The sequence below is a fragment of the Flagellimonas alginilytica genome, from assembly GCF_042134605.1.
Taxonomy (GTDB): Bacteria; Bacteroidota; Bacteroidia; order Flavobacteriales; family Flavobacteriaceae; genus Flagellimonas; species Flagellimonas alginolytica.
This window is the reverse complement of sequence record NZ_CP169638.1, coordinates 2,575,456-2,588,478: the sequence shown is the minus strand read 5'-3', so window position 1 is coordinate 2,588,478 and position 13,023 is coordinate 2,575,456. Positions and strand designations below refer to the sequence as shown.

Here is a 13,023-nt window from a genome sequence, read left to right as displayed (position 1 = left end):
CTAAAATTATATGATGAAGCGGATATTGTTTGTATTGCTATTTGGAATTACCCTGGTTGCCTGCGAAAAAAGCACGGAGAACACCATGATCGTTAATGGGAACATTAAAGGATTAAAAAAAGGAACCCTTTATTTACAAAAACTTCAAGATTCCACCATTACCAATGTAGATTCGTTGGAGATCAAGGGTGACGGAAAATTCAGTTTTAGCACAGAGGTCGGCGACCCGGAAGTGTTTTATCTCTACCTAAAAAAGGAAGACAACAACGACATTAACGATCGTATCAACTTTTTTGGCGAATCTGGTACTATTGTGATCAATACAGCTTGGAACACATTTGATACGGATGTAAAAATTTCGGGTTCCAAATCTCACGAAAAGTTATTGGAATTTTATGATATGGTATCCAAATTCAATATTCGGGAACTTGCCCTGGCACAACAAGCCGTTCTACCCGAATATCAAGAAGATAGCGTGGCTTTGGATTCCATTCAAAGCCTAATCAATAAGAATACCGTAGGTAGATATCGATACGCCCTTAATTTTGGATTGAACAACGGAGATTCTTATGTAACCCCGTACATTATGATTACCGAAGCCCGAGAGGCAAACCCAAAATATCTGGATTCCATTTATAAAGGTTTAAGCCCCGAGGTAGCGGCATCCAAATACGGTAAAAAATTCAAAGCCTTTTTGGACAATAACTAAGACTCAAGGCTATTGAGCTGTTCCACCAGTTTGGTAGCCTTTTCTTCCAGTTCCCTTCTGATGGAATTAAAGTGGGATTTCGCATCCTCCACCTTTTTTTGATGGATTTTATCCATCAAATTATCATACACCTCAATGGCTTCGTCGATAATGACCGTACCTTCTTCAGATTCCTTGTTGCCAGAACCTGCTTCCCAAATGTAGACAGCTTCAATTATATCTCCGAGGACAAAATTGACATCCTTCTTTAAATCGCGAATACTTGGCATAACATAATGTTTTGATTAAAGATACCATTAAATGGTAACTTCTAAAAGTTTAGCTTTTTGGGCACTGATGTCCACATAAGTGCTCGATGCAGGCACTAGAACCGTTTCTCCTTTTCTTATCTCCGTGCTTCCCCAATCGTTGGTGATAGTGGCTCCTCCGCCCACACACATATAAATGGTAAACGAGTCACGTTCGGATAGATCTTGCTTTAAAGGCTGTATCAATTCCAAAAAATTTGTTTTAAAATAGGGGCAATCTACCATTGGGTTCGTTTCGCCCTTGTTCTTAGGGTAGTCCACTTTAAAGTCATCCTTCTTTTTGTAATCGATGGCGTCTACAGCCAAACCTGTGTGCAGCTCTCGCAGGTTTCCGTCCTTATCCTTTCGGTTAAAATCGAAAACACGATAAGTTATGTCGGATGTCTGTTGAATTTCTGCCAAAAGTACGCCTGCCCCAATGGCATGGATTTTTCCAGTATTTATAAAAAATGTATCACCTTCGCTTACTTCTTCATAGTTCATTAAATCCGTTAAGGTACCATCCTCTATACTTTTTACATATTCCTGCTTTTCCACATCTTTATTGAACCCTACAATGAGTTTTGCTCCCGGGTCGGCATCCATAATGTACCACATTTCGGTTTTTCCAAAGGAATTATGGCGTTTTTTGGCCAATTCATCATTTGGATGGAGCTGTATGGATAGGTCTTGTTTAGCATCTATAAATTTGATGAGTATGGGAAACTCCTTGCCGAATCGTTCTACCACACTTTTGCCCAAAAGTGCTTCTCCTTGGGAATCCATCAATTCCTGAAGCGATGTACCTTCCAAGTTTCCGTTGGAAATCTCGGATATATCGCCGGCCACTCCCGAAAGTTCCCAACTTTCGCCGGTAATATCGCTATCTATAGGTTTGTTCAAGACTTCTTTTAGTTTGGTACCGCCCCAAAGTCGTTCTTTTAGTATCGGTTTGAATTTTAATGGGTAAAGATTCATTTTTATCCTGTATAGGTTACAAAGTTCCTTGGTGTTTCGTAGAGTACGATCTCCAACTCTTTAGATTTACTTATATGGGGTCTTAGCTTGTTCCAGATTACTACGGCAATATTCTCGGCCGTAGGGTTCAACTCCCTAAACTCTGGAACATCGAGATTTAGGTTTTTGTGGTCCAGTTGGTCCTCCACATGCTTTTTGATCAGATCCTTAAGCACCTTAAGATCCATTACAAATCCAGTTTCCCGGTCTATTTCGCCAGTTACGCTAACAATAAGGTCGTAATTGTGACCATGGTATCTTGGATTATTGCATTTGCCAAAAACCTCGTTGTTCTTTTGGTTGTCCCAATCTGGTCTATATAATCTGTGTGCGGCATTAAAACTTGCCTTTCTGCTTACTTTTACTTTCATCTTACGGCTGGATTTTCCATGAGATGATCGTAAAAGCGTTCAAATATTATCTTGAACCATGCGGTGTAATCATCTGGATTAAGCGATATATCTTTTTTGATATCCTCTGGATACATCCATTTCCAATCGGCCACTTCTTCAGGATTGATCTTGGGTTCATCTTCAAAATAACCCACCATTACGTGATCAAACTCATGTTCGGTAAGTCCATTATCGAAAGGGGCTTTGTATACAAAGCTAAAAAGCTCTTTCAGTTCGGTGGTAAAGCCCATCTCTTCCATGAGTCTTCGTTTACCCGCATCGATATTGCTTTCGCCCTCCCTTTGGTGGCTACAGCACGTATTGGTCCATAACAATGGGGAGTGGTATTTGTCCTTGGCCCGTTGTTGGAGCATGGTTTGCCCTTTATTATTCATCACAAAAACAGAGAATGCCCTGTGCAAAAGGGCTTTTTCGTGGGCTTCCATTTTTGGCATTAGTCCAATTGGTTCGTCCTTTTCGTTTACCAGTATCACATTTTCCTCTCTCATATGGTAAAAATATGACCTTTGGTGTAATTTATGGGGATATCAATGTTTAATTTCTTGCTAAAAGAAACGTGGGGATTTTAAGTTTCCAATATTTCTGATGAAGTCATACCTCAGAATTATCTCAAAGGAACCATCGTTAAAAGTGGCGGCACCGAGTTCTGTAGTCTCGCGATCATAGGCCAATCCCAACATTAACTGATCGGACAGCATAAAACCGAACAGTCCACTAAAGGCAGCATCCCAACGGTAAGCTACTCCTCCAATAAACTTTTCGTTGAACATAAAGTTGGCAGAGAGGTCCACTTGTAAAGGTGCTCCTTGAACTGCTTTTGTCAACAGCGTGGGTTTAAATTTTAAAAAAGGGTTAAGGTCCCAGACATATCCCGTAATCAGGTACAGGTTGATCTGTTCTTTTGCGGTTGATATGGAAGAGGTATCAAAATGTGTCGTCTCCAGGATTCTTGGTGCAGAAAGACCTGCGTAAAATCTATCCGTATGGTAGTACACTCCGGCACCTATGTTTGGCGAAAACTTATTCTGGATATCCTGCTGTGATTGTAATTGGGGGTCTATCTCGAATTCGTCCAATTCGGAATAACGTATGTCCAACATATGGGCACTTGCCTTTAATCCAAAACTTAGACGACCCTCCCAAGAGGTTTGTATGGTATAGGAGAAATCAACATCAAAATAGGTTTCGGATGTTGGCCCGATCTTGTCATTGACAATGGACAGCCCAAGACCCACACCACGATAGCCTACCGGTGTGTGCACATTGAGGGTTTGTGTTTCGGGTGCTCCATCGAGCCCCAACCACTGGTTCCTATAAAGTGCGGCTATACTTAAATGACCTCTAGATCCTGCGTATGCCGGGTTTACACTGACCGTATTGTACATATACTGGGTATACTGTGCATCTTGTTGTGCATGTATGTTTGCCAACCCCATTACAAAGAGGGCCAGTATCCATTGGATTTTCACCTTATACATCTTATTCTCCACAGTTACCATTTTATCTATTTATATATATATAACCTGTCAGCTGTTTCATGTTACCGCCATTATCTTGGTAGTCTATCACATAGAAATACGTACCTACCGGTAATTTATTGTCCTGATCTACGGTTACCCTACCTTGAGAAGTACCATCGAATACATTTCCACTGGTGTTGTATGCTTTGGTCTGGTAGACCATTACTCCCCACCTATTGTATATTCTAACGGTATTGTTGGGATAATTTTCCAGTCCTCGGATTTCCAGCGTATCGTGTACGCCATCTCCGTTAGGTGTAATTACGTTCACCACATCTACTTCCTCTTCACCAACGGTCGATTCACCTAAATCTGGATCCAAATAATTCGGAATCCCGTTTTCATTGGAATCATCGTTGGCGTAATTCCCGTCTCCATTAAAGTCTTCGTCTATGGTTTCGATACCGTCATCGTCATCATCAGAGTCCCTAAAGTCCGGTATTCCATCACCATCGGTATCAGGTAGATCTGAACTTGGGCTGTTTATTTCATCATTTACATCGGTATCTATGACGGTCTCACCTTCGAAAGCATCATCCAGACCATCGTTGTCCTTATCGGAACCAATAAGTACTACATCGGCAATTCCGTCTTGATCATGATCATGGCCTTCTATGGCATCGGGCACATTGTCGTCGTCGCTGTCTTCATCTACATAATCAGGTATACCGTCATTATCAGAATCAACAGGTATTAAGCCTAGATTTCCGTCATTATCGTAGGCATCATCGATTCCATTGCCATTATTATCCACCATACTCGGTGCAATGTAATCCAAGGCAAATTGCGCCTCAACATTGTCGGGAATACCGTCATTATCGCTATCTATATCCAAATAATCCGGGATACCATCACCATCTGTATCAGTTGGGTTCGTAGATGGGTCATTGTCATTGTCGGCATTTAGGTCTTCAAAACTATCGGCAATACCATCATTGTCGCTATCCAAATCAATTCCTGAAGGACTTACGATTACCGTTATCGTTGCTGTATCGCAATTGCCATTGGTATCACAAACGGTGTAATCGAAAGTATCCGTTCCAGAGAATCCTGAATCTGGGATATAGGTAATATCATCATCAGATGGATTGTTTGCGGTCCCATTATCGTTCAAGACAACTGTTCCATTTGATGGATCGGTTGCTGAAATAGAGCCAGTGGTCGGAATATCATTATCGTTGGCCCTCCACGAAACTATGGCATCGACACCTATATCGGTAGATACCGAATCATCGTTAGTGTCCACAATTGGCAGTACATCTACCGTAACGGTTGCCGTACTGCAATCCCCAAAGTTGTTACATAGGGTATAATCAAAACTATCGTTTCCGTTGTAATCTGGATTGGGCGTATAGGTAACTATATCGTCCGTTGGATCGTTAGCCGTTCCATTGTCGTTAACATTCACCACCCCGTTTGCAGGGTCTGTAATCGTTACTACTCCAGCTGATGGCAAATCGGAATCGTTGTCAAATATTGGAACCGCTATCGATGTATCCTCATCCAGGACAATCAAATCATCCATTAAATTGGCTGCTTGACTCATACAAACCACAGTAAATCGCGGTAATTCGGTGCTATGTCCCACCTTGGTAATCGTTGCCACATACCGCATTACGGTTTGTGTACTGGTTACCATGGGTCTGGATTGATCTCCCGGAAGAGCTGGGTTCCAACTGACCGTGGCTCCGGATGGAACACTGGCTGAAATATCGAGGACCACCTCATTGTTCGGTGCTTCACAATCGGTCAAAATAAAATATCCCGTTGCGTTGGAACCACATAAGGTGCCATCATAAGTGGCAAAATATACACCTGGCTGGGTCGCCTCATAAAATGAATTGGTTCCCAAAACAGTTGATGTATCTGATGCTTCGTACCACCGATAATTGTTTTCATCTCCAGTGTCCGGAGCTTGTAAAAGAAACTGAGCGCTCGCAAGATTTATTCCTGCAAAGAAAACTACCAGTCCTATGAATAAAGACTTATATGAGGTGTTTGATTTCAAAATCTATCCGTCTTTATACATTATTATTTTACCACAAATACCACATTGATCAATGCATTATAATCTGCTGGCTGTCCTATGATATCATAAGTTAGAACACCGTTGGCATCTATAGTCATATTAGCAAACACTGTTGGGTCCGCATAGGTCACATAGTAATATAATTCGGTTGCACCATAGGTTGGAATTGCTGCTGGAGCACCCGCACTTCTCACAGTCGGAGACCCATATTGTGCCAAATATTGAGAATATAAATTGATTGTTCTCCCCGCACCATTGGTCGATGCATCTATTGCGATGGACGGTGGGTAAAATATTCTCGCTGCTTTGGATGTGATTCGTGCAATATCCTGTATAACATCTTCAACAGTTGATTCAGTATTCCCATCACCATCTACATCTACTGGAGAATCAGAGTTCACTTCTGATGCATCTTGATTATTTATATCTGCTAGAGGAACTTGTAATGTACCGTTACTATCCTCAATTTCAAGGTTAGCACCGTTAACCTCGAAGCGAGTGTTTATTTCGTTCGTATCCGATAGGTCTCCATCGGCTGAGATATGGTTGGCCAGGTTCGTGGCATTGGTGGCTATATCGGTAGTGTTCGTTGCTATCGCACTCGCATTGTTCGAAATGTTCGTAGTGTTGTTGGCAATGTCTGCGGCATTGGCCGCTACTCCGGCACTATCGTCCAAAGAGGATAGGTCCGCAGAAAAGCTTGTACCGCCCTCGCTTACCGTTACCTCGTTGGTCCCGCCATCGAAGCTCACTCCCGTAATATCGTCATCGGCCACGCTGTCCACATAGGCCTTTGTAGCGGCATCGCTACCAGCGGTCGGGGCTCCAAGGCCCGTCAGCACTAGACCGTTCGCATCGTTCCCGTCAGTCAGCACTTCCTCGATGTTCTGGATCTCGTTGGTATCCGATAGATCTCCGTCGGCCGAAATATGGTTGGCCAGGTTCGTGGCATTGGTGGCTATATCGGTAGTGTTCGTAGCTATCGCACTCGCATTGTTCCCGATCGCCGTTGTGTTGTTGGCAATGTCTGAAGCGTTCGTTGTGATGTTCGAAGCATTGTTACCAATAGCCGTAGTATTGTTGGAGATATTGGTAGCGTTGTTCGAAATATCCGTGGCATTGTTACCGATTGCAGTAGTGTTGTTGGCAATGTCCGCGGCATTGGCCGCTACTCCGGCACTATCGTCCAAAGAGGACAGGTCCGCAGAAAAACTTGTACTGCCCTCGCTTACCGTTACCTCGTTGGTCCCGCCATCGAAGCTCACTCCCGTAATATCGTCATCGGCCACGCTGTCCACATAGGCCTTTGTGGCGGCATCGCTACCAGCGGTCGGGGCTCCAAGGCCCGTCAGCACTAGACCGTTCGCATCGTTCCCGTCAGTCAGCACTTCCTCGATGTTCTGGATCTCGTTCGTATCCGATAGATCTCCGTCGGCCGAGATATGGTTGGCCAGGTTCGTGGCATTGGTGGCTATATCGGTAGTGTTCGCTGTGATGTTAGTAGCATTGTTACCAATAGCCGTAGTATTGTTGGAGATATTGCTAGTGTTGTTCGAAATATCCGTGGCATTGTTACCGATCGCAGTAGTGTTGTTGGCGATGTCCGTGGCATTGGCCGCTACTCCGGCGCTATCGTCCAAAGAGGATAGGTCCGCAGAAAAACTTGTACCGCCCTCGCTTACCGTTACCTCGTTGGTCCCGCCATCGAAGCTCACTCCCGTAATATCGTCATCGGCCACGCTGTCCACATAGGCCTTTGTAGCGGCATCGCTCGCAGCGGTCGGGGCACCAAGGCCCGTCAGCACAAGACCGTTCGCATCGTTCCCGTCAGTCAGCACTTCCTCGATGTTCTGGATCTCGTTCGTATCCGATAGATCTCCGTCGGCCGAAATATGGTTGGCCAGGTTCGTGGCATTGGTGGCTATATCGGTAGCGTTCGCTGTGATGTTAGTAGCATTGTTACCAATAGCCGTAGTATTGTTGGAGATATTGCTAGCGTTGTTCGAAATATCCGTGGCATTGTTACCGATCGCAGTAGTGTTGTTGGCGATGTCCGTGGCATTGGCCGCTACTCCGGCGCTATCGTCCAAAGAGGATAGGTCCGCGGAAAAACTTGTACTGCCCTCGCTTACCGTTACCTCGTTGGTCCCGCCATCGAAGCTCACTCCCGTAATATCGTCATCGGCCACGCTGTCCACATAGGCCTTTGTAGCGGCATCGCTCGCAGCGGTCGGGGCACCAAGGCCCGTCAGCACAAGACCGTTCGCATCGTTCCCGTCAGTCAGCACTTCCTCGATGTTCTGGATCTCGTTCGTATCCGATAGATCTCCATCGGCCGAGATATGGTTGGCCAGGTTCGTGGCATTGGTGGCTATATCGGTAGCGTTCGTTGTGATGTTCGCAGCATTGTTCCCGATCGCCGTAGTGTTGTTGGAGATATTGGTAGCGTTCGTTGTGATATTCGTTGCATTGTTCGATATATCAGAGGCATTGTTACCGATTGCCGTAGCGTTGTTGGCAATGTCCGCGGCATTGGCAGCTACTCCGGCGCTATCGTCCAAACCTGAAATGTCAACAACCGGATTATTGCCCAATTCATTGGAGTATGTCAATTCTCCAGTTGCATCGTTATAGGACAAGGAGGTATTGGTCTCTGCAATGGATACCGAGGCAACATTCAAATATAGCGCCCCATCTGAACCAAAGGTTATGTTGTTGTTCAAGTCCGAACTGATCAAATCGATAGATTCAGTCCCGCCCCCATCGGTAATTCCGATAACTCCGTCCGTTATGGAACTTCCCGTGTTATACTCGTTACCAATGTTCATATCGGCATCGGCCGCTATATGATTCGCAATATCCGTGGCATTGTTACCTATAGCCGTAGTGTTGTTGGCGATGTCCGAAGTGTTCGTTGTGATGTTCGCAGCATTGTTACCTATCGCCGCAGTATTGTTGGCGATGTCCGCGGCATTGGCCGCTACTCCGGCGCTATCGTCCAAAGAGGACAGGTCCGCAGAAAAACTTGTACCGCCCTCGCTTACCGTTACCTCGTTGGTACCGGCATCGAAGCTCACCCCAGTAATATCGTCGTCGGCCACACTGTCCACATAGGCCTTTGTGGCAGCATCGCTCGCAGCGGTCGGGGCTCCAAGGCCCGTCAGCACTAGACCGTTCGCATCGTTCCCGTCAGTCAGCACTTCCTCGATGTTCTGGATCTCGTTCGTATCCGATAGGTCTCCGTCGGCCGAGATATGGTTGGCCAAGTTCGTGGCATTGTTGGCAATGTCCGAAGCGTTCGTTGCTATCGCACTCGTATTGTTCGAAATGTTCGTAGTGTTGTTGGCAATGTCCGCAGCATTGGCTGCTACTCCGGCGCTATCGTCCAAAGAGGATAGGTCAGCGGAAAAACTTGTACCGCCCTCGCTTACCGTTACCTCGTTGGTCCCGCCATCGAAGCTCACTCCCGTAATATCGTCGTCAGCCACACTGTCCACATAGGCCTTTGTGGCGGCATCGCTACCAGCGGTCGGGGCTCCAAGGCCCGTCAGCACTAGACCGTTCGCATCGTTCCCGTCAGTCAGCACTTCCTCGATGTTCTGGATCTCGTTCGTATCCGATAGGTCTCCATCGGCCGAGATATGGTTGGCCAGGTTCGTGGCATTGTTGGCAATGTCCGAAGTGTTCGTTGCTATCGCACTCGTATTGTTCGAAATGTTCGTAGTGTTGTTGGCAATGTCCGCGGCATTGTTCCCAATCGCCGTAGTATTGTTGGCAATGTCCGCAGCATTGGCTGCTACTCCGGCGCTATCGTCCAAAGAGGATAGGTCAGCGGAAAAACTTGTACCGCCCTCGCTTACCGTTACCTCGTTGGTCCCGCCATCGAAGCTCACTCCCGTAATATCGTCGTCAGCCACACTGTCCACATAGGCCTTTGTGGCGGCATCGCTACCAGCGGTCGGGGCTCCAAGGCCCGTCAGCACTAGACCGTTCGCATCGTTCCCGTCAGTCAGCACTTCCTCGATGTTCTGGATCTCGTTCGTATCCGATAGGTCTCCATCGGCCGAGATATGGTTGGCCAGGTTCGTGGCATTGTTGGCAATGTCCGAAGTGTTCGTTGCTATCGCACTCGCATTGTTCGAAATGTTCGCAGTGTTATTGACAATGTCCGCGGCATTGTTGCCGATCGCCGTAGTATTGTTGGCGATGTCCGAAGCGTTCGTTGCTATCGCACTCGCATTGTTCGAAATGTTCGTAGTGTTGTTGGCAATGTCAGCGGCATTGGCCGCTACTCCGGCGCTATCGTCCAAAGAGGACAGGTCCGCAGAAAAACTTGTACTGCCCTCGCTTACCGTTACCTCGTTGGTCCCGCCATCGAAGCTCACCCCAGTAATATCGTCATCGGCCACACTGTCCACATAGGCCTTTGTGGCGGCATCGCTACCAGCGGTCGGGGCTCCAAGGCCCGTCAGCACTAGACCGTTCGCATCGTTCCCGTCAGTCAGCACTTCCTCGATGTTCTGGATCTCGTTCGTATCCGATAGATCTCCGTCGGCCGAAATATGGTTGGCCAGGTTCGTGGCATTGGTGGCTATATCGGTAGCGTTCGCTGTGATGTTAGTAGCATTGTTCCCAATCGCCGTAGTATTGTTGGCAATGTCCGCAGCATTGGCTGCTACTCCGGCGCTATCGTCCAAACCTGAAATGTCAACAACCGGATTATTGCCCAATTCATTGGAGTATGTCAATTCTCCAGTTGCATCATTATAGGACAAGGAGGTATTGGTCTCTGCAATGGATACCGAGGCAACATTCAAATATAGCGCCCCATCTGAACCAAAGGTTATATTGTTGTTCAGGTCCGAACTGATCAAATCGATAGATTCAGTCCCGCCCCCATCGGTAATTCCGATAACTCCGTCCGTTATGGAACTTCCCGTATTATACTCGTTACCAATGTTCGTATCGGCATCGGCCGCTATATGATTCGCAATATCCGTGGCATTGTTCCCGATCGCCGTAGTGTTGTTGGCGATGTCCGAAGCGTTCGTTGTGATGTTTGCAGCATTGTTCCCGATCGCCGTGGTATTGTTGGCGATGTCCGAAGTGTTCGTCGCTATCGCACTCGCATTGTTCGAAATGTTCGTTGTGTTGTTGGCAATGTCCGAAGTGTTCGTTGCTATCGCACTCGCATTGTTCGAAATGTTCGTAGTGTTAGTTGAGATGTTCGAAGCATTGTTACCGATCGCCGTGGTATTGTTGGCAATGTCCGTAGTATTGTTGGAGATATTGGTAGCGTTCGTTGTGATATTCGTTGCATTGTTCGATATATCAGAGGCATTGTTACCGATCGCCGTAGTGTTATTGACAATGTCCGCGGCATTGGCAGCTACTCCGGCGCTATCGTCCAAAGAGGACAGGTCCGCGGAAAAACTTGTACCGCCCTCGCTTACCGTTACCTCGTTGGTCCCGCCATCGAAGTTCACTCCCGTAATATCGTCGTCGGCCACACTGTCCACATAGGCCTTCGTGGCGGCATCGCTCGCAGCGGTCGGGGCTCCAAGGCCCGTCAGCACTAGACCGTTCGCATCGTTCCCGTCCGTCAGCACTTCCTCGATGTTCTGGATCTCGTTCGTATCCGATAGATCTCCGTCGGCTGAGATATGGTTGGCAAGGTTCGTGGCATTAGTGGCTATATCGGTAGCGTTCGTTGTGATGTTTGCAGCATTGTTACCAATAGCCGTAGTATTGTTGGCGATGTCCGAAGTGTTCGTCGCTATCGCACTCGCATTGTTCGAAATGTTCGTAGTGTTATTGGCGATGTCCGAAGCGTTCGTCGCTATTGCACTCGCATTGTTCGAAATGTTCGTAGTGTTATTGGCAATGTCCGAAGCGTTCGCTGTGATGTTAGTAGCATTGTTACCTATCGCCGTAGTGTTGTTGGCGATGTCCGCGGCATTGGCCGCTACTCCGGCGCTATCGTCCAAAGAGGACAGGTCCGCGGAAAAACTGGTGCCGCCCTCGCTTACCGTTACCTCGTTGGTCCCACCATCGAAGCTCACTCCCGTAATATCGTCGTCGGCCACACTGTCCACATAGGCCTTTGTGGTGGCATCTTGCGGATTAACTGGAACAGCCAAGTTGGTTATTGTAGCTCCGCCAGCGTCGTTACCTTGCGATAAAACCTCGGTAAGCGTTTGATTATCCGTATTGATCAACGCTGCCAAGTCCACCAACGCCACAGCAAAGGTATTTGCTTCGGAATCAGTGATTACAAGGTTTGTGTTTGTACCATCTATACCAAATGATGCTATGGTTGTATTTGTATCCGTAAAAACATCGCTCAAACTGCTCAAATCAACGTTTACGGTGCCCCCATTTTCCAATGTTAATGATAACGTATTTGTTACACCATCAAAATTGAATCCGGTCAATTGTTGGTCATCTGTAGCGGTAAGTTCCCATGAATCCCCATCCCAAAAATAAATGGTCCCTGTATTGGTGTTCACATAAATATCTCCCAAATCCGCTCCTGTCGGGGTAACCGCTCCCGATGTGGAAACATCAGTACCCTTGAGAACCTCACAATTACATTGGTCCTGAAGGGTAACGGTAGTTTGAGAAAAGGCAATTCCTGTAAAAAGGAGGAACGTTAGGGCTAGAATGCTCTTTTTCATGAGGCTACTATTAGTTGAGAATTTAATATGCTGTGTTTTTGTTGTTCGAAAACATTAAAAAAGGGGTGATTTACCTATAAATGGAACACACCTAATTTTAATCACCCAACAAAATTACCCAGACATATAGGGGTAGAAAATAATTGTTGTGAACGCATTAAATCCTACGGTCTAAGCCCTAATAATTGAGGTTAACCTCTTTTCTTTTTTATCATTTTTTTAAGACAGTTCGCCGATAAGCCCAATAATATCGACCAATGCCAAAAGTGAATTCCAATGAGATTCTGTTACGAATGTGCTTTGGCGGGAAGAATGGGACATTTATAGAAACCGAGCATAATACCCTATAAAAAAACGGCCTTTTTAGTTGT

At 46.3% G+C, this 13,023-nt stretch carries 8 protein-coding genes; 1 reads left to right on the top strand and 7 read right to left on the bottom strand.

All coding sequences use genetic code 11. The annotated features are described in order from the left end of the window. Positions 1 to 10: 10 nt before the first annotated feature. Positions 11 to 709, top strand: a complete 699-nt coding sequence (locus ABTP35_RS11505) for a DUF4369 domain-containing protein (protein ID WP_293296254.1) — start codon at positions 11 to 13, stop codon at positions 707 to 709. Here the strand turns inward: ABTP35_RS11505 and ABTP35_RS11500 are convergent. The 7 genes from ABTP35_RS11500 to ABTP35_RS11470 are packed head-to-tail and all read right to left on the bottom strand — an operon-like array spanning position 706 to position 12,652. Next, positions 706 to 978 carry a hypothetical protein gene (locus ABTP35_RS11500; RefSeq protein ID WP_293296256.1) on the bottom strand — a complete coding sequence of 91 codons (273 nt, stop codon included), beginning with the start codon at positions 976 to 978 and terminating at the stop codon, positions 706 to 708. The two genes, ABTP35_RS11505 and ABTP35_RS11500, sit on opposite strands and share 4 nt — an antisense overlap. A 27-nt stretch (positions 979 to 1,005) precedes the next feature. After that, the gene (locus ABTP35_RS11495) at positions 1,006 to 1,974 is read right to left on the bottom strand and encodes a type I phosphomannose isomerase catalytic subunit (protein WP_224837800.1); all 969 of its coding nucleotides are present in this window, start codon (positions 1,972 to 1,974) and stop codon (positions 1,006 to 1,008) included. Between the two features lie 2 nt (positions 1,975 to 1,976). Beyond that, entirely contained in the window at positions 1,977 to 2,384 is a 408-nt protein-coding gene (locus tag ABTP35_RS11490) for a 6-carboxytetrahydropterin synthase (protein ID WP_293296258.1), read from the bottom strand. After that, on the bottom strand, positions 2,381 to 2,914 hold the full coding sequence (idi, locus tag ABTP35_RS11485) for an isopentenyl-diphosphate Delta-isomerase (protein WP_293296260.1): 534 nt from the start codon (positions 2,912 to 2,914) through the stop codon (positions 2,381 to 2,383). The genes ABTP35_RS11490 and idi overlap by 4 nt, the downstream gene beginning before the upstream one ends. 57 nt (positions 2,915 to 2,971) lie before the next feature. Further along, a complete protein-coding gene (locus ABTP35_RS11480; protein WP_224837803.1) occupies positions 2,972 to 3,925 on the bottom strand; it encodes a type IX secretion system membrane protein PorP/SprF in 954 nt (317 codons plus the stop codon). Between the two features lies 1 nt (position 3,926). Beyond that, positions 3,927 to 5,954, bottom strand: coding sequence for a gliding motility-associated C-terminal domain-containing protein (locus ABTP35_RS11475; RefSeq protein ID WP_293296263.1), 2,028 nt, complete (start codon positions 5,952 to 5,954; stop codon positions 3,927 to 3,929). Between the two features lie 23 nt (positions 5,955 to 5,977). Then, entirely contained in the window at positions 5,978 to 12,652 is a 6,675-nt protein-coding gene (locus ABTP35_RS11470) for a hypothetical protein (protein WP_375334200.1), read from the bottom strand. Between the last annotated feature and the right edge of the window lie 371 nt (positions 12,653 to 13,023).

Bases quoted from the DNA above. Each gene is read 5' to 3' on its own strand.
- ABTP35_RS11505 (WP_293296254.1), top strand. From the start codon at position 11: ATGATGAAGCGGATATTGTTTGTATTGCTATTTGGAATTACCCTGGTT.
- ABTP35_RS11500 (WP_293296256.1), bottom strand. From the start codon at position 978: ATGCCAAGTATTCGCGATTTAAAGAAGGATGTCAATTTTGTCCTCGGA.
- ABTP35_RS11495 (WP_224837800.1), bottom strand. From the start codon at position 1,974: ATGAATCTTTACCCATTAAAATTCAAACCGATACTAAAAGAACGACTT.
- ABTP35_RS11490 (WP_293296258.1), bottom strand. From the start codon at position 2,384: ATGAAAGTAAAAGTAAGCAGAAAGGCAAGTTTTAATGCCGCACACAGA.
- idi (WP_293296260.1), bottom strand. From the start codon at position 2,914: ATGAGAGAGGAAAATGTGATACTGGTAAACGAAAAGGACGAACCAATT.
- ABTP35_RS11480 (WP_224837803.1), bottom strand. From the start codon at position 3,925: ATGGTAACTGTGGAGAATAAGATGTATAAGGTGAAAATCCAATGGATA.
- ABTP35_RS11470 (WP_375334200.1), bottom strand. From the start codon at position 12,652: ATGAAAAAGAGCATTCTAGCCCTAACGTTCCTCCTTTTTACAGGAATT.